Genomic DNA, 21,750 nt, shown 5'->3' on the forward strand with positions numbered 1-21,750 from the left:
ATGACGAACGAGAGCAGCGCAAACGCAGAGAAACCAGACCGCCCTGCCCTCGGAATTTCGCTGCGCATCCTTTCAGGTGCGCTCTTTGCTGTTATGGCGATCTTCGTCAAAAAGGTGTCGAACGATGTGCCGGTCGGGCAGATCGTTTCTCCGGTCCGCCTTTGCGCTCATTCCCCTGATTTTCTTCCTGTGGATGAGGGGGGAGTTTCCGAAAGGACTGGCCACGCGGCGTCCCTTTGATCACCTGCTGCGATCCGCGCTCGGGGCGGCGGCCATGTTTGCATCCTTCGCCTCGATTGCACGCCTTCCCCTCGCCGAGGCAACATTGTTGGGTTACCTGTCGCCCGTCTTCACAGCGATTGCGGGTGTGGTCATACTTTCGGAACCTGCAACGGTCTGGCGTGCCGGTGGCATGGTATTGGGGACGATCGGCGTGGTGTCGCTCGTCTGGCCCGAACTCGGTCCAGCGGCAACGGACGACACGCGCCTGATTGGTTTTGGCTTCGGCCTTCTGATGGGTTTGCTGACGGCTTTGGCCCTGATCATGGTGCGAAGTCTCAGCCGGACGGAAAGCCCGGGAAGCATAGCCTTCTACTTCGTCCTGGCTTCCATGGCTGGCGGGATCCTCACACTTCCGTTCGGCTGGACAACGCCGGGCCATGACGAATTGGCCTACCTTGTGGGAGCCGGCGTTTTCGGAGGCTTTGCCCATATCTCCATGACGCTCGCATTCCGCTATACCCAAGCCTCGCGTCTTGCGCCGTTGGAGTATCTGGCAATCCTGTGGCCGATCATGGCTGACCTCGTATTGTTCGGTCAGCCACTCGCGTCACCATTTCTCACGGCCCTGCCCCTGGTGCTCTCAGGCGCTGCCTTTGCGGCTCTCGAAGGCCGAAAACGACCTTGAACGATCTCCACAACAATGGTTGGCCGCGCCCGTGGAGGCCTCGCGCACACGCGCCACCGGCACGATGACGGATCCGGTTGCGCCCGAGGACAAGAACTCGGCTTCCACGCCGTAGACCGTGCGCAGAACTTGCTGGGTGACCACGTCGTCAAAACACCCTGCCCCCGCCAGCCCGCCTTTGCGCAGAAGCATGACGCCATCCGTATGGCGCGCCGCCAGGTTGAGATCGTGGATGGCGATCACCACCAATGCCCCGGTTCTTGTCACATACGATCTGAGGATTTCGAAGACGCGCAGCTGATGCGCTAGATCGAGCGCACTCGTCGCCTCGTCGAGGAGCAGCAGGCGAGGGGCACGCAGGAGACGCTGGGCAAGAAGAACCAATTGCTGCTGGCCGCCGGACAGCGCGTGAATGGGGCGCGAAGCGAGGTCCGCGATGCCAAAGGAACGGAGAATGTCATAGGCGCCCTCCTGAATCTCGGCGTTCACCCTCCATCCAAGCCTCTCATGCTGTCCCAGCAGGACGACCTCCAGAACCGACAGGCTGGCGCGGATCTGCCCATGTTGCGGCATGTAGCCAAGCATGCGCGGATCGACCCTACAACCGTCGAAGGTAATCCCCCCGAAATGGGGCACAAGGCCTGCGACAGCGCCGAGCAGGCTGGACTTTCCACTTCCGTTCGGCCCCACCAGGCCAATGATTTGTGCCGGAGAAAACTGAGTTGCGACATCCTTCAGAACAACACGATCACCAAACTGGACGCCGACCCGGTCAAAGACAAGACCTTCACTCACCTTGCACCTCCTTGAGTGCTTCGAGACAGGATCGCCGCAAACAGCATCGGAATACCCGCCACGGCGGTCACGATACCCACCGGGATCACCGCGGCCGGTGAAATGAACTTGCCGAGTACGGAAGCACCGACGAGGATGACAGCGCCTATGATGGCCGACAGCGGCAGCGCGAAGCGATGGTCCTCCCCCACCAGAAGCCGGCAGACATGCGGCGCGATCAGCCCGACAAAACCGATGGTTCCGACAAAGGAAACCGCCGCCGCCGTCAGGAGGGCAACGAGAAGGAAGGTTTCGCGTCGCACCCTTTCAACCGACAGGCCAAGACTGCGCGCATTGCCGTCGCCAAGCTTCAGCACGGTCAATGCCCAGCAATTGCGCGCCACGAAGGGCAGGCAAAACAGCAGTATCGCGCCACTGACCGACACACTGGTCCATGTTGCCTTGAGCAGGCTGCCGAAAAGCCAGAATACAATCTGCTGCAGGACCTCGGGCGACGCCAGGAATTGCAGCAGGGATTGGATGGATTGGAAGAAGAAGGAAACGGCAATCCCGCCCAGCACCAGGATTTCCGGGGAAGCGCCGCGCAAGGTTGCGATCAGGTAGACCAGCCCGCAGGCAACGAGCGTCATGCTGAAGGCGGCAGCCGGCACGACGAAATGATCCGGCATTGCGAAAGCGCCGCCGAAGGTGATCGCGAGCGCTGCTCCGAAGCCTGCCGCAGCGGAGAACCCCAGCGTGAACGGACTGGCAAGCGGATTGTCGAGGATCGTCTGCATCTGAAGCCCGGCGAGCCCCAGACAAGCCCCGACCACGACCCCCATGACGGTCTGTGGCATGCGTAGCTGCCATAGAATCGTTGCCGCCATCCTGTCCTCACCGGCGGGACCTGCAATCAATCCGTGGAGCACATCCCCAAGCGGCATGCCGGATGGACCCGTGACCAGGTCGAGCAGCATCAGACCGATTAATGCAATCGCCGACAGGCCCAGACCCCACTGCCGGCGTCGGGACGCGCGGCGATAATCGCCGCGCACGAATTCGACCTGACTGAGGACGAAGGTCATTGGCCGACAGCCCGATAGGGCAAGACGAAGGTGCCATCGGCTTCGATAGGCAGCCAGGTCTTGTAATAGTCCTTGAGGTTCTGCTCCGGATTGACATCCTTGAAGGCGTCAGGATGCAATTGCTTGGCGATGTATTGCGCAAAAACATAGTCGGACAAGGTGCGCGCGCCGCCGTGGTATATGGCATGAACATTGCCATTCTTTACTGCGGGAAGATCTGACCAGCCGGGGCGTTCCAGATAGGCTTTCATCCGCTCGCGGGTCAGTTCGTTGGATGCGCCGAAACCGACCGAGACCGACTGCGGCTTGTTCAACCATTCCGACCCGGCGAGGAAGATCATATCCGGCTTTTGAGCGAGAACATATTCGGGGCTCAGCGGACCCCAATTGCCGATCTGACCCTTGGCGATGTTCTCGCCGCCAAGCCTGTCGACCAGCGCTCCCCACATGCTGTCACCATAGGAGTTTCCGACCTCGGAAGGCCCCTTCTGAGCGAGTTCTACATAAACCTTCTTGTTCGACGGCCCGGCAGCCTCGACCCGGGCTGCGATATCCGCCATGGCATGTTGGTAGTTCTTCGCAAGGTCCTCGGCCCGATCTTGCGTTCCCATCAGGGCTCCGAGCGCCAGGGTCGAGACAACATGCTTTTCCACGGACTGGGCATTGTAGTCGAGCGTAACCACCGGAATACCTGCGTCATCGAACTGTTTGACGCTTTCGCCCAGCGCGTCATAGGACCAGGCGGCGAGGACGACCAGATCGGGTCTCGCCGCGATCACCTTCTCGATCGAAAAGCTGTTGTCTTCCGTGTTTCCGACATCGGGAATAGAGGCAAGTTTCGGAAGCGCCTTCTCGTAGGCCGAAAACTGGCTGGGCCTCCAATCTTTCCAGGGCGAGAGCGAAAGCGCCACCACCTTGTCGATCGCATCAGGACCGACGATGGCCAGGTAGTCTTCGTAGTAGAAGCCGAGGACGACCCGTTCGGGGGGGGTGGGAACGTTAACGGTTCGCCCCTTGACGTCGGTCACGGTGATATCGGCCATGGCCTGTCCTGCAAGAGCGATCAGGGCGCATGTGGTGCAAAGCAGCAGGTTTTTCATGAAACTTTCCTTTGGAGGGTATCACGGGTCGAGCTTTCGGTCCGTGAGGAATGACAGAATTTTGGAGCTGACTTGGCAATCAGGTCGGCACGGCGCCGTCAGCAATCGCTTGAAGTGCGGGAAGATCCAGAACGGTGACGATTTCGGGCTCCTCGAAATCGATCAGGCCCGCCCGTTTGAACCGCGTGAAACAGCGACTTACCGTTTCCAGCGACAGGCCCAACCAATCAGCCAGGTCGCCCCGTCCGAGATAGAGATTGAAGACGCGGACCTCGCTGCGCAGACGTTGCGGTCGAGCAAACCGCTCTGACAAATCGAGGATTGCACTTGCCACACGTTCAGGTGCCGTCTTGCGGCCCAGCAGCATGGTGTGTGCCTCGATGCGCATCATGGCTTCGCCGATCGCGCTGTAGATCTTGCCGATCCCGTCGGCATGATAGTGCTCGATGTGGCAATAGCTGAGCGTTTCGGCCGTCATCCGGTTCTTGTCACCGTGGGCAAGACCGACCAGTTCGCCGGGTCCGACGATGTCGACGATCTGACGACGCCCGTCGGCAAGGGTCTGCGAGAGGGCGATACAGCCCTGCGACAGCTTGAACTGGGGAGCAGACGGCTGCCCCTGATGGAAAAGGACAGTACCGGGTGCGACAAAGCCATGTTCCTTGAGGAACCGTGCCTTTGACGGATGTGGAGCGGGAATACTGGATTGCGAAATCGGAGTAGCGCTGACAGGGACGACGTACAACATGACGGCTCCGGAGTTGGCCGGTCATGATGCGTCGCATCTGCCGGCGATCGAACGAGATCGGTCCGGACGTCTGACGTCGAATTCGGACCGGATTCAGAGGGAATCCGGCACCGGAGGCGCACGCGGCGCAGTGTTCGGGGGGAAAAGACGCCGGTAGCCTGCGTCGTTTCGCACAGGCGCCGACATGTTGAGAGCAACGAGCATGCGCCGACCGACAAGATCGACCGGCACCGGCAGCAGCGTCGCAGATGCAATCAGGCAGGCTTCACAGGTGGCAACCCCGCCGTGATGCGCGATCCCGCCATCTTCGGTCGTGACACAAAGCTCGGGTACAGTGCCGTCCGGCAGAACATAGGCGGCAACGCCATGCGTTGCGGCATTTCCGACGCCTGACGGGGGCTGGTGTGCCATCCCGACCATGATGAGCAGCAATGCAAGGATGATCCGAATAGCTCTTTCCACGATGCCTATGGCCCGGTTTGCATTGTCGACTATCGAATGCCTAACATGCCATTGCAGCGAACTGTTTGACCTGGAACAAACATGCTGCAGAAAGTCAATGCGCGCTCGTGAGGTCTTGGGCACAGGCGGCTCTCGGGACGAATGCCGGAAGACAGCAAGCCTTGATCAGGGTGGGTTGTGTCCCACCCGGGAACGCTTCACATTGCGAACAACCAGGCCGACTGGCGGCTCAACAGCATCCACGCCTTGAGCCCCGGTATTCCGCTTCGCCTTGTCGTCTCCGTCCGCACCGCATCGACCAGGCTCCGGCACTGCCATTGCCATGTCACAGAAACTCACCTTCCTTGACAGCGGAGTGATCGGTCCGCACACTTGCCGCGAGGAAAAGGAGGAGTACCAGTGCAGCACAGCACCGAGACCACCATCCCGTTGTCCGCCTCCGACCGCCGTGTCCGGCGTCGATCCGAGATTGTGACATTTTTCATCCTTGCCTTTGGCATCTGGCCGATCCTCGCCGTGGCTGCCGTTGGCGGTTTCGGCTTCATGGTGTGGATGTACCAGATCATCGTGGGTCCACCCGGCCCTCCAGCCTAGCGAGGAGATCATGGTGACCATGCTATCGCGCCGAGCACTGCTTCGAGGCCATTTTAGGGAAGAGCCACGCATCCTGCCCCCGGGTCTCGTGCGGCCTGTTGCGGAGATCTGTCAACAATGCAGGGCATGTGTTGACCACTGTCCGGCATCGATCATCTCTCTGAAGTCGGGCATGCCCGCGCTCGATTTCTCTTTCGAGGGATGCGACTTCTGCGGCGAATGCCGCGATAACTGTCCGCACTCCGATGTTTTCTTCGAAGAAGACCTCACTTTCCCCCACACGGCACAAGTCCTGTCGCACTGTCTGGCGCTCAACGGCGTCGACTGTCAGTCATGCCGTGACCACTGTCCGGCCGACGCCATCCGGTTTCGCCCGCGAGCCGGCGGACCATGGCACCCGGATGTTGCACAAGACGACTGCACCGGCTGCGGCGCCTGTATCGGCCACTGTCCCACGAACGCAATTTCCATATCGGTAAGGAGTGGCCCGCATGTCGACGCACAATCCTGAACGCTACCATGTATCCAGTGCCGTCATCCTGACCTCGCCCGCAGCGGCTGACCGTCTTCTTTTAGCATTGGCAGAGATGCCGAACGTTGAAGTTCATGCCGCAGAGAAGGGCAAGATCGTCATCGTGATCGAAGGCAAGTCCAGCGGTGAAATGGGCGCGACATTGGCCGCCATCTCAGGTCTTCCGGATGTCATGGCGGCAAATATGGTTTTCGAGCATGCAGAGAATTTGAAGGAGGGTCCGATCAATGGACACAGAACTGACGCGGCGTAGTCTGCTCAAGGCCCATGCCGCCGCGATTGCAGCGGCCACCGCCGGCATCACCTTGCCGGCCAATGCACAGTCCGTTCCCGGTGGCGTCGGGTCCCTTGAGATCAAATGGTCCAAGGCGCCCTGCCGGTTCTGTGGCACCGGTTGTGGTGTCATGGTCGGCGTCAAGGAAGGGCAGGTCGTCGCCACACACGGCGACATGCAAGCCGAGGTGAACCGCGGCCTCAACTGCATCAAGGGTTATTTCCTCTCAAAGATCATGTATGGCGAGGATCGCCTGACCACACCGCTCCTGCGCAAGCGCAACGGGCAGTATTCCAAGGACGGCGAGTTCGAACCGGTGAGCTGGGACGAAGCTTTCGACGTCATGGCAGAGCAGTGCAAGAAGGTCCTGCGCGAAAAGGGACCCACCGCAGTCGGCATGTTCGGTTCCGGCCAGTGGACCATTTTCGAAGGCTATGCTGCCACGAAGCTGATGCGCGCTGGCTTCCGCTCCAACAACCTGGACCCCAATGCCCGCCATTGCATGGCGTCGGCCGCCTATGCGTTCATGCGGACCTTCGGCATGGACGAACCCATGGGCTGCTACGACGACTTCGAGCACGCTGACGCCTTCGTGCTCTGGGGCTCGAACATGGCCGAGATGCACCCGATCCTGTGGACACGCCTTGCGGACCGGCGACTGGGCCACGAACATGTAAAAGTCGCAGTACTCTCGACCTTCACCCACCGCAGCATGGATCTTGCAGACGTTCCGATCATCTTCAAGCCGAGCACGGATCTGGCGATCATGAACTATATCGCTAATCACATCATCTCGACCGGTCGAGTGAACGAGGACTTTGTCCGCGCGCACACGACCTTCATGAAGGGCGTGGACGATATCGGATATGGTCTTCGACCGGACGATCCGCTCGAGATGAAGGCAAAGAACGCCGGCGACCCGACCAAGATGGAGCCGATCGACTTCGACAGTTTCAAGGCCTTTGTCGCAGATTACACTTTAGAAAAAGTCGCCGAGCTGACTGGGTCCGATCCGGGCTTTCTGGAGCAACTCGCTGAGCTCTATGCCAATCCCGACACCAAGGTCATGTCTCTTTGGACCATGGGTTTCAACCAGCACACGCGCGGTGTCTGGGCAAACCACATGATCTATAATCTGCATCTGCTGACGGGGAAGATCTCTGAACCGGGCAACGGCCCCTTCTCACTGACAGGCCAACCATCGGCCTGTGGAACGGCGCGCGAAGTCGGCACATTCGCGCATCGCCTGCCGGCAGACATGGTGGTGACCAATCCGGAGCACCGACATCACGCAGAGGAGATCTGGAAACTCCCGGAAGGTCTTCTTCCTGACAAACCAGGATACCATGCCGTAGAACAGGACAGGATGCTGAAGGACGGCAAGCTGAACTTCTATTGGGTTCAGGTCAACAACAACGTCCAGGCGGCCCCCAATACCAGCAACGAGACCTATCTCGGCTACAGGAACCCGGACAACTTCATTGTCGTCTCCGATGCCTATCCCACGATCACCGCCATGTCTGCCGACCTCATTCTTCCGGCCGCCATGTGGGTCGAGAAGGAAGGAGCCTATGGCAATGCAGAGCGCCGAACACATGTCTGGCATCAACTGGTCAATGCGCCAGGATATGCGCGCTCGGACCTATGGCAATTGGTGGAGTTTTCCAAACGGTTCACGACGGATGAAGTCTGGACCGAGGAGATCTTGGCGCAGAACCCGGACTACCGCGGCAAAACACTTTTCGAGGTGCTGTTCGCCAATGGCAAGGTGGACCGATACCCCCTCTCAGAGGTGGACGCCGACTATGCCAATCGCGAAGCCGAAGCATTTGGCTTTTATCTCCAGAAGGGCCTCTTCGAGGAATATGCGGAGTTTGGGCGCGGACATGGGCATGACCTGGCACCTTACGACGTCTACCATCAGGAGCGGGGCCTTCGTTGGCCGGTCGTCGACGGCAAGGAGACCAAATGGCGCTACCGGGAGGGTTATGACCCATATGTCAAACCCGGCGAAGGGGTGCGCTTCTACGGCAAACCCGATGGACGTGCGGTCATCCTGGCTGTCCCCTATGAACCGCCGGCCGAATCGCCGGATGAGGAATACGATTTCTGGCTGGTCACAGGCCGGGTGCTGGAGCACTGGCACTCCGGTTCAATGACGATGAGAGTGCCCGAACTCTACAAGGCCTTCCCCGGCGCGCGCTGTTTCATGAATGCGGACGACGCCCGGAAACGTGGAATCAACCAAGGGGCAGAAATCACGATCGTCTCGCGTCGCGGCGAGATGCGGACCCGAGTCGAGACCCGAGGCCGGAACCGCATGCCGCCAGGCGTAATCTTCGTTCCGTGGTTCGATGCCAGTCAACTGATCAACAAGGTGACGCTTGACGCCACCGATCCGATCTCCAAACAAACGGATTTCAAAAAATGTGCAGTCAAGATCGTTCCCGTGGCCTGACAAGAGGCCGACTTGGTGCCGTTGCCCTGTTTGCAGCCTGTCTCATCGGCGGTGGCGTCGTCGCACAATCGGTTCCGCAATTGTCCGGCCCACCGCAACAGATGGAGAGCGTTCCGGCAAAAGCCTTGCCGAAATGGAATGTGGATGACGTGCGAAAGATGCGCGCCTATCCGGACCAGCCTCCCGTCATTCCGCACTCGATCGAGGGCTATCAGCTGTCGGTCAATACCAACAGATGCCTTTCCTGCCACAAGCGCGAGTTTACGGAAGGGTCCGGGGCGCCCATGATCAGCGTGACCCACTACATCACGCGGGAGGGGCAAATGCTGGCAGACGTCTCGCCGAGACGATATTTCTGCACAGCCTGTCACGTACCCCAGGCGGAGACAAGCCCCCTGGTCGGGAACACCTTCCGCGACATGAGCGACATGGGGGTCAAGCTGATGGGCGAGGAGCACTAGAGATGCAGAGACTCCGAAACCTGCTCTCATGGACATGGCGCATTCTGACGACGCCAGCGGCCACGCTCAGCCTGGCTTTCCTGACACTGGGCGGCTTCGTCGGCGGTGTGATGTTCTGGGGCGCGTTCAACACAGCACTTGAGCTGACCAATACGGAAGAGTTCTGCGTCGGTTGTCACGAGATGAAGAACAATGTTTACGAGGAGATGACGAGGACCGTACACTTCTCCAACCGATCCGGTGTCAGGGCGTCGTGCCCCGACTGCCATGTGCCCCACGAATGGACGGACAAGATTGCCCGCAAGATGCAGGCATCCAAAGAAGTCTGGGGCAAGATCTTCGGAACGATCAATACACGTCAAAAATTCCTGGATGAGCGATTACGGCTGGCCCAGCATGAATGGGCAAGACTGAAGGCCAACGACAGCCTCGAATGCAGAAACTGCCACTCCTCCGTCGCCATGGACCTGTCGAAACAGACGGAACGCGCGGCGGAGATCCACACGCGCTATCTCCTGAGCGGCAAGGCAACCTGCATCGACTGCCACATGGGCATCGCGCATGAACTGCCGAACATGCAAGGGATCAATCCTGGCTGGAAGGTGTCGGAAGAGCTGGAAGGCAAGGAGCTTCCCACCGCATCGCCGGTCGACGAGCTACGCGACGCAATCGACCGAGCGCATAGCGGTCTTCTGGCCGATGGCGGGATCTGATACGTGTGAGACCCGCCATCGAAACGGTTCACGAATAGCGACGCCGCCGGGGATCAGCCCCCCCCGGCGGCGTTGGCCAAGAAACATGTACTGGCGCGCGGCTTTACTGCGCCGCCGCAACGGCTGCATCAATCCGCTCGCGAGCCTTTTTCGGCAGCTTGGCGGCGTTGAAGGCGTCGAGATTGGCGGCCGGGGCATCCCCAACCAGAATGGCAGCCACCATGCCCATGCCGACATGGGGAGCGCATTTCACGCCATAGAGCCCAGGCACGTCGAACGTCACCTTGATTTCTTCGTTCATTTTGCCTTTGAACTCAGTGCCACCGTCCGGAAACATGCCCTTGATCACTTCGGCATTGTGGCCCTTGTCGGTCGGGATGAAGGTGACCGTGTCACCGGGAGCGATCTTCAGACCGGCTGGCTCGAACACCATGGGACCCTCAGCACCCTTGTTCAGCATCTTGACTTCGAAATCGGCAGCGACTGAAAGCGCCGGAGCCGAAACCAAGAGAACGGCTGCCATGATTACACTACGAAGTTCCATTTTCATCTCCTTACACAGGAACACCCTGTTCCGTTGGTGAAGAGATAGGCCAGGATTGCCGCGCCTTCTTTGCGCAATATCAAGTACGAGAACGCTTTACCTGATTATCGACGCTCGGGAAGCGATTCCGCCAGCGATGCCAGTTCTGCCAGATTGCGCACGAGAAGTTTTTGCCGGCCGCCTTCGATCAGCCCCCGGCTTTCCCAGGCACTGAATATGCGCGACACCGTATGCACCGTCGTTCCGGTCATTTCCGCGATGTCCTGCCGCGAAATCGGGAAATCGATCCGTATCCCCGCAGCCTCTGCGCGACCGGCTTTTTGAGCCAGCCGCAGCACGGTATGCGCAACCCTCTTCTCGACTTCCTGAGTGGACATCTCGCGAATGCGGACATGCGCCTCTTCGAGCCTTTGTCCGATCGTCTCCATCGCACTGACGGCGAGCCTGGGATTGCGCTCCACAAATCGCGGCCAGAGCTCTGTCGGCCAGGACAGAACAATGCTCTCGGCTGCGGCAAGGGCTGTACCGGGATAGTCGTGCCGCTGAAGTGCCTTTGCAAAGCCGAAGAGATCACCCGGATGCACGACTCGGACAATGATCTGCTGACCTGCACTGGTGACCTGGGTAACCTTGAGGCGACCATGCAGAAGTAGAAAGAAATAGGAGGCAGGCTGACCCTGTTCAAACACGGACTCACCGATCGGCAACCGCCTCGTCTGCGCGGGAACGAGCAGTGCGTCCAGCTCGTCATCCGTCATCTTGTCGAACAATGACAATGACTTGATGATCGTCCGATCAAGTTTCAAAACAGATCCCTCTCCCGCCACCAGCGTGCACCATCCGGCCTCGGGAGAGTCCAATAACGGCTGCAGCGGCGAGTGTCCAATGCGACGGGTGCAAACTATATCACAAGGCACCAATCGAAAAGAGCAAAGGAGCATACCAGCGACGATCTTCAACCAGCCGGAAGCCGACATGGTCAGGGGGAACTCCGACAGAGCAACCACCGCTTTTCGGGTCGCGGATGAACGAACTCAATGGCGATCTATGTTTGCCGGCGGCGATATAGACACCGCAGGCTTCGGTTGCGACTGACTGACCACCACTGACGAGATCGACGCGCCGGTTGCATGTGGTCGTCCATTCCCAGACATTGCCGGCAAAATCGGCAAGGCCATGCTCGTTCTCACCGAAGCTTCCATAAGGAAGTGGCTTCGGCTCCTTCGACCTCTTGCGCGCCGCCTCGCGCTCATAGTCGGCAAGCCAACGCAATGCCGGGTTCCTGTTGTCCGGATCTATGCCGAGAGCGTCATCAGGAAACTTGGTGCCAGCGGCAAAAGCCAGCTCGACGTCGCTCGGCAGGCGCCAGAGCCCGCCGCTCTTTTCCGAGAACCACCGCGCATAGAGTGTTGCGTCGTCATGGCTGACGCCCGTGGCCGGCATGTCCGGGCGCGATGGCGTGGCCGATTCCCGGGCCGGGCAGGCACCATCGGCAACACAGGCGTCATAATCCTGTGTGCTCACCTGATACTTCATGATGGTGACCGGTGTCACCAGCGTTTCATCGGCCTTCGGACCGTCGACTGCATAGCCGGCACGATAATATTCACCGGGCTGACGATAAGCGAATGTTCCTGGAGCCACCGAGATGGTTTGCGGCGCGGTTACATCCGCGCCCTCCAGCCGCACGATGCCGGACTGAACCCCGACCGCGATCGACAAGCCGCCAATCAGAAAAAGCGGCAAGGCCACCGAGGCGATTGGGTTGAAATGTCTGGGTGTGTTGATGGCGCCGAACATGGCGATTTCCAACGAGCTTGAGAACAAATGTCCCGGGGCGCCCTGGCGGGCGCCCCGGACTGCGGTTCGATCAGCTTTCCGGCTTGACCACGGCGGTCATCAGGTCGTCGTTCCAGTCGCCGGTGACCTTGAAGTGAGCGGCCGCACCCTTTTCGAAGGCTTCGATCAGGTTGTGGTTGACATAGGCGTAGATGCCCGGCTGCAGGAAGGTGTAGTAGGCAGCACCCGCAGCACCGCCGGGAATGAACCAGGTTTCCTGGTCGAGTTCTGGCGGGTTGGCAAACTTGCCGGTCGCCCAGACATAGTCGCCATGACCACCGATCAGGTGCGGTCGCGTGTCACGATTGGCCTGCGAATGCAGGATCAGCACCCGGTCGCCGACTTCAGCGGTCAAGGCATTGTCGCCGGTCAGGGCTCCGACGGCTCCGTTGAAGACGATGTGGCTCGGGGTCAGCGTATTCATGACTTCGAGCACGTCCGAGTAGGCATCGCCGGCACTTTCGTATTTCTTGTAATTGCCGTCGGCATCCTTCGGCACATAGAAGTCCTGCTCGCCGACATAATAGACCTTGTCATAGGGCAGATCGTTGCCCTTGTGGTCCTTCAGGCCTTCCCGCGGGAGGACCATGATCGCGCCGTTCATGCCCGAGGTGACGTGCCACGGCACCATTCCGGGAGGTGCGCAGTGATAAACGAAGACACCGGCCTTGGTGGCTTTGAAGCGGAGCACCGCCTTCTCGCCCGGGTTGACCAGCGTCAGGGCACCACCGCCAAGCGCACCGGTTGCCGAATGGAAGTCGATATTGTGCTGCAGGCTGTTGGTGTCGGGGTTGATCAGCGTCAGCTCGACATAGTCGCCTTCATGAACGACCATCATGGGACCGGGGACAGAGCCGTTGAAGGTCATGGCATGGACTTCGGTCCCAGCATCATCGACGATGATCTTCTTTTCCTCGATGGTAAGCGTGAACTCGACGACCTTCGGCGCACCTTCTGCCTTCTGCGAGTGGGCATGGACGAAGGGCGGCGCAACCAGGTCGACCTTCACACGCTCCAGCTTGGCGATGTCAGCGGCAACGGCTGCGGCATTGGTCTTGATGTCGCCGCCTTCGGCGCGTGCCACAGTACCCGTCAGGACAGGCACAAGCGCGCTTGCAAAGACAGCTCCCGCAAGCATTGTTCTTCTGGTCAAATTCAACGCATGGGTCATAATCTTTTCTCCTTGTCATGCAGTGAGCGTTTCGCCCGATCTGTTGACATTGTTTTACTTCATGACACGCCGTTCTATTTGATCTGGAACAATGATCTCTATTCTTCGCGGTGCGACGTTCAGCCGCCGGAAAAACAACGGATTGATCGCGGCCAGTTGATCGAGATCAATTACTTTGCTCGACGAGTTCTTGAAGCAACATTTCCCGCAGTGGGTGGAGACCAGTTTCATGACGGATCGAGAAAAGTTGGCCATTGGCGGCATTCCACGCGGCCTTGGGCGCGATGGTCTCGTCCTGCTCTCCTACGGTTTCAGGCCATTTTATCTTGGAGCCGGATTATGGGCCATTGCAACGATGGCAGTGTGGATGTTCGCCCGCCAGGGCTGGCTCGACCTCGCAGACAGTTACGGGCAATCCGCCTGGCACGCACATGAACTCTTGTTTGGTTTCATGCCGGCGGTTCTGGTCGGCTATTTGATGACGACCGTGCCAAACTGGACGGGTCGCTTTCCACTATCAGGCCTGCCGCTTGCACGCCTCGTGCTCATCTGGCTTGCGGGCCGGGTCTCCATGCTGATGGTCGGCGACACGACGGCCCTGATTACACTCCCGATCGACTGGATATTCCTCCCACTCTTCGCTTTTTTTTGCCTGAGGGAGGTCTGGGCTGCAAGACGGATTGCGGATGCCAAACCTATACTCTCCGTTACGCTTCTTGCCTTTCTCAATGGCGGGTTTCACGCCGCAGCCATGACCGGAGGCGACGTGAGCGCCTGGGCACGGGCAGGTCTGTCCGTCTACATCCTGTTGATAGCTGCCACCGCCAGCAAACTCATCCCGAGCTTCACAAACAACTGGCTTGCCCAGGCAGGCAGGCCACGCCTCGCCCCGGGAAATCGCGTGGTCGACCGCTTCGTACTTGTCACCACGCTGCTTGCAGCGATGATGTGGACATTGGTGCCGTCAGGACTTCTTACGGCCATCGTGGCGGTTGTTGCAGCAGGCTCGCATCTGCTTCGCACAGGAGCATGGTTCAGGCCCGCCATACTGCGGTCATCCCTGATCACTGCCATACAGATTTCCTACGGGTTCATCCCTCTCGGGCTCCTGGGTCTCGGAGCAACCGCACTCGACATGCTCGACCCGATCACTGCAATGCATCTACTTGCCATCGGCGCTGTATCGGGAATGATGCTCGCGATCATGAACCGTTCGATCCGGCTTCACACCGGCCGGAATGGAAAGCTGTCCTGGCCTCTGCGATTGTCGGTTCCATGCGTGCTGCTGGCGGCAGGCATGCGCAGCAGTGCCGATCTCGTTCCCGGATTTTATGAGGCCCTGCTAGGGACCGCCGGTCTATTTTGGATCGCCGGTTTTGTCTTCTTCCTGTGCGATAGCGCAGGACTGCTATGTCACGTTCAGCGACAACCCGGCCGTCAGCCCTCGTCGCCGACGCGGATCAGCATGCGATAAGCACGCTTCGACGCGTCAAGATTGCCAACCCATTGGTGACCACGTTTTTCAAGCTCCGCTGCCAAGAAGCGAGATTCCTCGGAAAAAACCGCGAACAGAACTTCACCGGGTTCCATCAGGTCGATCAGCGAGAGAACCTTCTCCATCGGTGCCGGCGGCTCATGATTGGTGAGGTCGATCTGCCACAGGGGATCGGGCCACGCCGCCGCTTCTTCAGCCCCAAGGGAATGGAATATCTTTGCAGATGCTTCGATGGCCGGGGAAAACAAGACTTCCCAGTCGCCGCCATCCAACTCCTTGATCTCCGCAGAATAGCCGCGCCGCGCCATGACGCTCAAAAGGGGCACAGGTTGAAAGGTTGCCAAGAGCCGCAAGCCTTCGCCGGGCTCCAAGGACTGCACCGCCTCCATGATCGCGGGAAATGGCTCACCACCCTCGCGAAGAATGGGCCGCACGTCGAGCTCCCTGTAGTTGATCGCTGTCGACATGTAACCTCCCTGTTTGCGATTCCCAGGAACCGATCGCACCAAACGCACGTGGAGCGACCGAGGAATACCGACCGCTCCGACTCAGTTCAATGGCCACCACCGCAGTTGCAGTTGCAGCCTTCGTGTTTCTTCCGGCTAATGCGGACTTCCCATATTTCCGGACCGCGGGAAAGGTATTCCCAGCCGAACATCCCGTCATAGTGCATTTCGAGGTGGTAATAGAGCGGAACCGGATCATGATCGACGGTCAGGATCAACTGATAATCCGGGAGCAGAGAATTCAACATTCCGAATATGCGGGGATGCCGTTCCACGCGGGGAACTTCTCGCACATCGAGTTTGAGAACATGATCTTCGACAGCAGTCATTCGGTCGCTTTCTTCCATGGAGGTTTGCAGGGCGCATGCAGCTCGGCCGCACCACAGGACATTGAAGCGCTTGTGCGCGGACTTCGTTGTGCTGCGACAAGCAAAACCTAGAAAGCTGTGTTCCTCTTTGCCTTTCGACAACGAAGTGCTGGCGCGCGGCACTATCGTGACGGCACCAAACCGGAGCGATACAATGAACGCAGAGATAATCCGCCGTTACGGCGAAAGCCGCCTGCCCCGCTACACGAGCTATCCGACGGCGCCACGCTTTTCACCCAGCATTGGAGCAGGCACCTATCGTGACTGGCTGGCGACCGTTCCGGAAAGCGATCCGGTGTCGCTTTATCTCCACGTGCCCTTCTGTCGATCCATGTGCTGGTATTGCGGCTGCCACACCACGATTACCCAGAAGGACGCGCCGATCCTCGACTATCTCACTGTGCTGAAGCAGGAGATCAAGCTGGTGGCCAAGGCGATCGGGCGGCGACAAAGTGTGAGTGAAGTCCACTTCGGCGGCGGCACCCCCACCATCATGACGCCGGACGAGTTTCTCGACCTGACTGCCACTCTCGACAAGGCCTTCGACTTAGGCGGCGCCGCGGAGCTGGCCGTGGAAATCGACCCGAGAACCCTGACGCTCGAAATGTCCGAGGCCCTGGGCCAGGCGGGGATGACCCGGGCCAGTCTCGGCGTACAGAGCTTTGATCCAAAAGTTCAAAAGGCGATCAATCGCATCCAGTCGGCGGAGCAAACGGAAATTGCCCTTGCAAACCTGCGCAAGGCAGGCGCCACAAGTGTCAACTTCGACCTGATCTACGGTTTGCCACATCAGACCGTAGACTCTGCGATTGAAACTGCGCGTGTGGCAGCCGCCATGCGTCCGGAACGTTTCGCCGTCTTTGGCTACGCCCATGTACCGACCTTCAAGAAGCATCAACGCCTGATCGATACGGCAGCCCTTGGTGACGCGCATGAGCGGCACGCTCAGGCGGAAGCCATCGCGGCAACATTGTGCGAAGCCGGGTATCGCCGCATCGGTCTCGACCATTTCGCGCTTCCTGAGGATTCGCTTTCGATCGCGGCCGATCGCCAGGCGCTGCATCGAAACTTCCAAGGATATACGACCGACAATGCATCGACGCTTATCGGATTCGGTTCGTCGGCAATCGGACGCCTGGCCGAAGGTTATGCGCAAAATGACGTCGCGATCGGGCGATATGCGAACCTCATCTCGTCCGGTGAACTTGCCACATCGAAAGGCTACCGCCTTACACGGGAGGACCGCATCCGGGCCTGGATCATCGAGCGGCTGATGTGCGACTTCCAGGTGGATTTCGGCGCTATGCCGGATGGTTTCGACCTTCCGGACAAGAGCATCGGAAAGGCAAATCAGCCGTTGCAGACCTTGGTGGCGGAGGGCATCGCGAATTGGCATGGCGATACGCTAAGGGTCGATACACAGCACAGGTTCCTGGTCAGAACGGTGGCATCCTGCTTTGACGCCTATCTTGGCGAAACGGGTCGAACACACGCCACCGCAGCCTGAGGCAAAGCAGGGAAAACGAGAAAGCCCGGTCCGATCACTCGGTCCGGGCTTTCCCTTTGCGCGATCGCGGATCAGCGAACGAGCGCGCGGTAGATCTGTGGCAGGGCGGCCGGCAGGCGGCGGATATCGGGGACAACGGCAAAGCCGTGATGGCCGAAGACGGCGGGCACGTAGGTCTTTGCATCCTGATCGACCGTGACGCCGAAGACATGAATGCCGCGACGGCGCGCCTCGGTCACGGCGCGGCGTGAATCTTCGATCGCAAAGCGGCCTTCGTAGTGATCCACGTCATTCGGCTTGCCGTCGGTCAGAACCAGGAGGAGATGCTTACGGTTTGAGCGTTCAGCCAGCTTTGACGTGGCATGGCGCAGTGCTGCTCCCATGCGGGTGTAATAGCCCGGTTTCAGGGCCGCGATACGGTGGCGGACCAGCGCACTCATCGGCTCATCGAAACCCTTGATCGTCTCGACCCGAACCCATTCCCTCCGTCTCGACGTGAAGCTCAGGATCGAATGACTGTCGCCGCAGGCGGCGAGCCCTTCGGCCAGCACGAGCAATGCCTCCTTCTCCACATCGAGCACCCGCCGATCGTTAAACCAGGCGTCGGTGGACAGCGAAACGTCGACCAGCAAAGTGACTGCGAGATCATGCGCCTGCGGACGGCTCGCCAGATGGATCCGGTCCGAGCACTCGCCGCTGGCAGCAAGCTCGGTGCGGCTGCGGACGACGGCATCGAGATCGAGATCGGCGCCATCGACCTGCGCCCGCAGATTTTCATGACGGGGGCGCATCGCCTCGAACTGTCGCCGCACACGGCGGATCAGGGCCTTCATCTCCTCCGAAGCGATCTGCCCCGCCTCTTCGCTCGAGGCAGGACCTGCCACGACGCGGCAATGATCCTTCAGGTAGACGCCGCGGCGGTAGTCCCATTCCGGATAGGTGAGATCGGCTTCAAGCGCAGAGTGGATGATGGCCTCCGGCGGCAGGTCGAGGTCGAAACGGAACTTCGCCGCAGGCCGGCCCTTGCGTTCGCCGAGCACCATTTCGTCGAGCTCATCGGCGGCTGACGCATCGTGATCATCGCTGTCATCGGCGGGGCGGTCGACATTGACCATCTCCGCCATGGCTAGGATCTTTTCGAAGCGGTTGAGGATGAAGGGGCTGCGCTCGCCCTTGGCAGCGGAGTCCTTTTCGCGGATCGCCACATGGCGGCCAGCGGCTTGTGCATCCGCCTGACTGGAGCCGACCGGCTGGTCCACTTCCTGGCGGCCGGCCCATTCCTCCCTGATGACCGCCTGCGGCCAGAGCGGCACCGGCAGCATTGGCAAATAGCCGGGGGGCGCGGTTGCGGGAAGCTCAGCCTCGACGGAGAGCGGCGCGAGACCACCACCCTGTCGCAGGAGGTCGATCACCCGGTCTTCGAGCAGGCCCTCGACCCGGGGCAGCGAACCGCGCCGGCGTTCCGTCAACAGAGCGAGACACAGCCGGCGATAGAGATCAACAAAGCCGGGAAACGCGGCGAGAACGTGCCCCTGCAACTGCGAGGCTGCCTCCAGCATGGCAAGATCGGCCTTCAGCGGATCAGCCTGCGTCATCGGTTCGAGCGGCATGACGGCCATGGCGGCGACGAGCCAGACATAAAGGTCGCGATTGAGCGCCTGCTCCGGCATCAGGTCGAGAACCGGCGGCAGCATGACGCTCGCCTCGTCGCGCGCCGGATGGATAAGCTTTTCCTCGCCCAGGCCCAAGCGCTGGCGCAGCTTCAGGCGATGCTGCGAGGTCCGGCATCGCGCCGGGACCAGTTGCACCGTCTTTTCCCCGCCGAAACCGCGAAAGCAGACCGAGAGAACCGGCAGCATCTCGTCCAGCGTGACAGCTGCCTCGGGATAGCGTGGCCAGGTCCGGGTGTCGCCGGCCAGCCTGTGCCAGACACGGCCGACCGTCTCCTCAAGCTCCAGGAAATCCAGCATGACGCAACTCCTAGCGGATGACCGCTTGCGAGAGTTCCAGAAGAGCGGCACGCACATCCGGCTCGTCGGTCAGCGGCTCGATCATCGCGGCACGCACGGCGTCGCGTGGGGAGAGTCCGGCATCAATCAAGCTGGCGCAATAAACGAGGAGACGGGTCGAGACACCTTCCTCCAGATCATGACCTTTGAGTGCGCGCAGCCGCCGCGCCAGTTCGACCAGCGGCTCGACGGCCGAAATGGGTAGTCCGCTTTCCGCCGAGACAACTTCGATCTCACGGGCCTTGGGCAGAAAGTCGAACTCGATCGCAACGAAGCGCTGGCGGGTCGAGGGCTTCAGCGCCTTGAGCAGGCTCTGATAGCCGGGATTGTAGGAAACGACGAGCATGAAGGAGAGTGGCGCCGCAAGCTCTTCGCCCGTGCGCTCCAGCGGCAGGATCCGCCGGTCGTCGGTGAGCGGATGGAGGACGACGGCCACGTCCTTGCGTGCCTCGACGACTTCATCGAGATAGCAGACGCCGCCTTCGCGCACGGCGCGCGTCAATGGCCCGTCGACCCAGACGGTCTCGCCGCCCTTGAGCAGAAACCGTCCCGTGAGATCGGCGGCGGCAAGGTCATCGTGGCAGGACACGGTGGTGAGCGGCAGACCAAGCTTTTGCGCCATATGGCTGACGAAACGGGTCTTGCCGCAACCGGTGGGACCTTTGAGGAGAAGCGGCAATTGCCGCGTCCAGGCCGTCTCAAAGAGGGCGCATTCGTTGCCGAGCGGGCTATAGGCCGGGATATCCGACTGAAGATTGCGTGCAATGATGTTCATAGGTCTGATCCTTGAAAACTCTGGAAAAGGCCCCGCCGCCGGGAAAGTAGCGGGGCCGCTGTCTCACTCGGCAGGCTCGACATAGCCGCCGAAGGCAGGCTCTTTTTCCTTGCCCGGCATCAGCACGGCCCAGACAAACATCAGGGCGGAGACCAGCACGATGGCACCCGAGCCGAGGCGTACCCAGTAGAACAGTGCCAACTGGTCCTGCACGGCCATATAGCTGTCACCAAGCACGCGCTGCAGATGTACCTGCAGGACACCGGCAAAGGTGAGTGCGAAGGTCATGACCGACATGGCGGTGCACATCATCCAGAAGCTCGCGATCGACAGCCACTGGTTATACGGCTGGCGACCCCGCATTTCGGGAATGGCATAGGCCATGATCGCAAGGTTGAGCATGACGTAGGCGCCGAAGAAGGCGAGGTGTCCGTGCGCAGCGGTCACCTGCGTGCCGTGCGTGTAGTAGTTGACCGAAGACAGCGTGTGCAGGAAGCCCCAGACGCCGGCGCCGAAGAAGGCCATGACCGAGCAGCCGATCGACCACAGAAGGGCAGCCTTGTTCGGATGCTTGCGGCCGGCCTTCCAGGTCATCACGAAGGTGAAGATGACCATGGTGAAGAACGGGGCGACTTCGAGCGTCGAGAAGAGCGAACCGATCCATTGCCAGTAACCTGGCGCACCGATCCAATAGTAGTGATGGCCCGTGCCGAGAATGCCGGAGAAGAGTGCCAGACCGACGATGACATAGAGCCATTTCTCGACGACTTCGCGATCGATGCCGTTGAGCTTGATCATCAGGAAGGCGAGCACCGAGGCCATGATCAGCTCCCAGACGCCTTCGACCCACAGATGGACGACATACCACCAGTACATCTTGTCGAGCGCGAGATTGATCGGGTTGTAGAAGGCGAAGAGGAAGAAGATCGCCACGCCCCAGAGGCCGAAGATCAGAATGTTGGTGACAACAGTCTTGCGTCCCTTGAGCGACGTCATGGTGACGTTGAACAGCAGCATCAACGCGACAATGACGATGCCGACCTTGATGATGAAGGGTTGCTCGAGAAACTCGCGGCCTTCATGGATGCCGAAGAGATAGCCGACGACGGCGGCGGCAGCGGCGATCAGGAAGATCCAGAACTGCGCAATGGCGAGCTTCGGGCTGTAAAGCTCCGTCTCCGCCTCTTCCGGCAAGAGATAATAGGTCGCGCCCATGAAGCCCATCAGCAACCAGACGAGCAGGGCGTTGGTGTGGATCATGCGCACGATATTGAAGGGGAGGAGCTCGGAGAGCGTGTTGGGCAGGACATAGATCGTGCCCGCAACAACCCCGAACAGGACCTGGGCAACGAAGAGGCCAAGCGCGCCGTAGAAATACAGCATCGCGACCTTTTGGCTTTGATATTTCATGGTGATGTCTCCTTGGGT

The 21,750-nt window shown here is 60.0% G+C and carries 24 protein-coding genes; 10 read left to right on the forward strand and 14 right to left on the reverse strand.

Features of this window, described 5'->3' with window-relative positions; translation table 11 throughout:
* On the forward strand, window positions 1–240 hold the full coding sequence (locus LJE98_RS19435; RefSeq protein WP_229576970.1) for a hypothetical protein: 240 nt from the start codon (window positions 1–3) through the stop codon (window positions 238–240).
* The gene (locus LJE98_RS19440) at window positions 194–907 is read left to right on the forward strand and encodes a DMT family transporter (protein WP_229576919.1); all 714 of its coding nucleotides are present in this window, start codon (window positions 194–196) and stop codon (window positions 905–907) included. The genes LJE98_RS19435 and LJE98_RS19440 overlap by 47 nt, the downstream gene beginning before the upstream one ends.
* Here LJE98_RS19440 and LJE98_RS19445 read toward each other — a convergent pair.
* The 5 genes from LJE98_RS19445 to LJE98_RS19465 all read right to left on the reverse strand — a co-directional run bounded on the left by LJE98_RS19445 (window position 863) and on the right by LJE98_RS19465 (window position 5,076).
* Window positions 863–1,702 (reverse strand): ABC transporter ATP-binding protein, encoded by an 840-nt coding sequence (locus LJE98_RS19445; RefSeq protein ID WP_229576920.1) that lies wholly within the window; start codon window positions 1,700–1,702, stop codon window positions 863–865. The two genes, LJE98_RS19440 and LJE98_RS19445, sit on opposite strands and share 45 nt — an antisense overlap.
* Entirely contained in the window at window positions 1,699–2,766 is a 1,068-nt protein-coding gene (locus LJE98_RS19450; protein ID WP_229576921.1) for a FecCD family ABC transporter permease, read from the reverse strand. The genes LJE98_RS19445 and LJE98_RS19450 overlap by 4 nt, the downstream gene beginning before the upstream one ends.
* Entirely contained in the window at window positions 2,763–3,866 is a 1,104-nt protein-coding gene (locus LJE98_RS19455) for an ABC transporter substrate-binding protein (protein WP_229576922.1), read from the reverse strand. Before LJE98_RS19455 ends, LJE98_RS19450 begins: the two co-directional genes overlap by 4 nt.
* 79 nt (window positions 3,867–3,945) lie before the next feature.
* On the reverse strand, window positions 3,946–4,614 hold the full coding sequence (locus LJE98_RS19460; RefSeq protein WP_229576923.1) for a Crp/Fnr family transcriptional regulator: 669 nt from the start codon (window positions 4,612–4,614) through the stop codon (window positions 3,946–3,948).
* A 93-nt stretch (window positions 4,615–4,707) separates the two neighbouring features.
* Window positions 4,708–5,076: a hypothetical protein gene (locus LJE98_RS19465; RefSeq protein WP_229576924.1), complete on the reverse strand. Its 369-nt coding sequence runs from the start codon at window positions 5,074–5,076 to the stop codon at window positions 4,708–4,710.
* 399 nt (window positions 5,077–5,475) lie between these two features.
* Between LJE98_RS19465 and napE the strand changes: the two genes are divergently transcribed.
* The 6 genes from napE to LJE98_RS19495 are packed head-to-tail and all read left to right on the forward strand — an operon-like array spanning window position 5,476 to window position 10,108.
* The gene (gene napE / locus LJE98_RS19470) at window positions 5,476–5,670 is read left to right on the forward strand and encodes a periplasmic nitrate reductase, NapE protein (protein WP_420710181.1); all 195 of its coding nucleotides are present in this window, start codon (window positions 5,476–5,478) and stop codon (window positions 5,668–5,670) included.
* Between the two features lie 19 nt (window positions 5,671–5,689).
* Window positions 5,690–6,181 carry a ferredoxin-type protein NapF gene (locus LJE98_RS19475; RefSeq protein WP_229576968.1) on the forward strand — a complete coding sequence of 164 codons (492 nt, stop codon included), beginning with the start codon at window positions 5,690–5,692 and terminating at the stop codon, window positions 6,179–6,181.
* Window positions 6,162–6,455, forward strand: coding sequence for a chaperone NapD (locus tag LJE98_RS19480; RefSeq protein WP_229576925.1), 294 nt, complete (start codon window positions 6,162–6,164; stop codon window positions 6,453–6,455). Before LJE98_RS19475 ends, LJE98_RS19480 begins: the two co-directional genes overlap by 20 nt.
* Window positions 6,430–8,934, forward strand: a complete 2,505-nt coding sequence (napA, locus tag LJE98_RS19485; RefSeq protein ID WP_229576926.1) for a periplasmic nitrate reductase subunit alpha — start codon at window positions 6,430–6,432, stop codon at window positions 8,932–8,934. Before LJE98_RS19480 ends, napA begins: the two co-directional genes overlap by 26 nt.
* The gene (locus tag LJE98_RS19490; protein ID WP_229576927.1) at window positions 8,904–9,395 is read left to right on the forward strand and encodes a nitrate reductase cytochrome c-type subunit; all 492 of its coding nucleotides are present in this window, start codon (window positions 8,904–8,906) and stop codon (window positions 9,393–9,395) included. Before napA ends, LJE98_RS19490 begins: the two co-directional genes overlap by 31 nt.
* Window positions 9,396–9,397: 2 nt before the next feature.
* On the forward strand, window positions 9,398–10,108 hold the full coding sequence (locus LJE98_RS19495) for a NapC/NirT family cytochrome c (RefSeq protein WP_229576928.1): 711 nt from the start codon (window positions 9,398–9,400) through the stop codon (window positions 10,106–10,108).
* Window positions 10,109–10,211: 103 nt separating this feature from the next.
* Here LJE98_RS19495 and LJE98_RS19500 read toward each other — a convergent pair whose 3' ends face one another.
* The 4 genes from LJE98_RS19500 to nirK all read right to left on the reverse strand — a co-directional run bounded on the left by LJE98_RS19500 (window position 10,212) and on the right by nirK (window position 13,662).
* Window positions 10,212–10,658: a pseudoazurin gene (locus LJE98_RS19500; RefSeq protein ID WP_229576929.1), complete on the reverse strand. Its 447-nt coding sequence runs from the start codon at window positions 10,656–10,658 to the stop codon at window positions 10,212–10,214.
* 98 nt (window positions 10,659–10,756) lie between these two features.
* The gene (locus LJE98_RS19505) at window positions 10,757–11,458 is read right to left on the reverse strand and encodes a Crp/Fnr family transcriptional regulator (protein WP_229576969.1); all 702 of its coding nucleotides are present in this window, start codon (window positions 11,456–11,458) and stop codon (window positions 10,757–10,759) included.
* A gap of 100 nt (window positions 11,459–11,558) precedes the next feature.
* Window positions 11,559–12,452, reverse strand: a complete 894-nt coding sequence (locus LJE98_RS19510) for an SUMF1/EgtB/PvdO family nonheme iron enzyme (RefSeq protein ID WP_229576930.1) — start codon at window positions 12,450–12,452, stop codon at window positions 11,559–11,561.
* Between the two features lie 70 nt (window positions 12,453–12,522).
* Entirely contained in the window at window positions 12,523–13,662 is a 1,140-nt protein-coding gene (gene nirK / locus LJE98_RS19515; protein WP_229576931.1) for a copper-containing nitrite reductase, read from the reverse strand.
* Between the two features lie 229 nt (window positions 13,663–13,891).
* Between nirK and LJE98_RS19520 the strand changes: the two genes are divergently transcribed.
* The gene (locus LJE98_RS19520; RefSeq protein WP_229576932.1) at window positions 13,892–15,136 is read left to right on the forward strand and encodes an NnrS family protein; all 1,245 of its coding nucleotides are present in this window, start codon (window positions 13,892–13,894) and stop codon (window positions 15,134–15,136) included.
* On the opposite strand, the gene LJE98_RS19525 is transcribed toward LJE98_RS19520, so the two are convergent.
* Both LJE98_RS19525 and LJE98_RS19530 read right to left on the reverse strand, forming a co-directional pair.
* Window positions 15,100–15,624, reverse strand: coding sequence for a DUF2249 domain-containing protein (locus tag LJE98_RS19525; protein WP_229576933.1), 525 nt, complete (start codon window positions 15,622–15,624; stop codon window positions 15,100–15,102). The genes LJE98_RS19520 and LJE98_RS19525 overlap by 37 nt on opposite strands.
* A gap of 86 nt (window positions 15,625–15,710) precedes the next feature.
* Complete coding sequence (locus LJE98_RS19530; RefSeq protein WP_229576934.1) at window positions 15,711–15,992, reverse strand: DUF2249 domain-containing protein; 282 nt, start codon at window positions 15,990–15,992, stop codon at window positions 15,711–15,713.
* 193 nt (window positions 15,993–16,185) lie between these two features.
* On the opposite strand from LJE98_RS19530, the gene hemN reads away from it, so the two are divergent.
* Window positions 16,186–17,538 (forward strand): oxygen-independent coproporphyrinogen III oxidase, encoded by a 1,353-nt coding sequence (gene hemN / locus LJE98_RS19535; RefSeq protein WP_229576935.1) that lies wholly within the window; start codon window positions 16,186–16,188, stop codon window positions 17,536–17,538.
* Between the two features lie 71 nt (window positions 17,539–17,609).
* Here hemN and LJE98_RS19540 read toward each other — a convergent pair whose 3' ends face one another.
* The 3 genes from LJE98_RS19540 to LJE98_RS19550 form a co-directional block, all read right to left on the reverse strand.
* Window positions 17,610–19,508: a nitric oxide reductase activation protein NorD gene (locus tag LJE98_RS19540; RefSeq protein WP_229576936.1), complete on the reverse strand. Its 1,899-nt coding sequence runs from the start codon at window positions 19,506–19,508 to the stop codon at window positions 17,610–17,612.
* A gap of 10 nt (window positions 19,509–19,518) precedes the next feature.
* Window positions 19,519–20,322, reverse strand: coding sequence for a CbbQ/NirQ/NorQ/GpvN family protein (locus LJE98_RS19545; protein ID WP_229576937.1), 804 nt, complete (start codon window positions 20,320–20,322; stop codon window positions 19,519–19,521).
* Window positions 20,323–20,385: 63 nt separating this feature from the next.
* Entirely contained in the window at window positions 20,386–21,732 is a 1,347-nt protein-coding gene (locus LJE98_RS19550) for a nitric-oxide reductase large subunit (RefSeq protein WP_229576938.1), read from the reverse strand.
* Window positions 21,733–21,750: the final 18 nt, after the last annotated feature.

The organism is Rhizobium sp. 'Codium 1' (genome assembly GCF_020889605.1).
Taxonomy (GTDB): domain Bacteria; phylum Pseudomonadota; class Alphaproteobacteria; order Rhizobiales; family Rhizobiaceae; genus Allorhizobium; species Allorhizobium algae.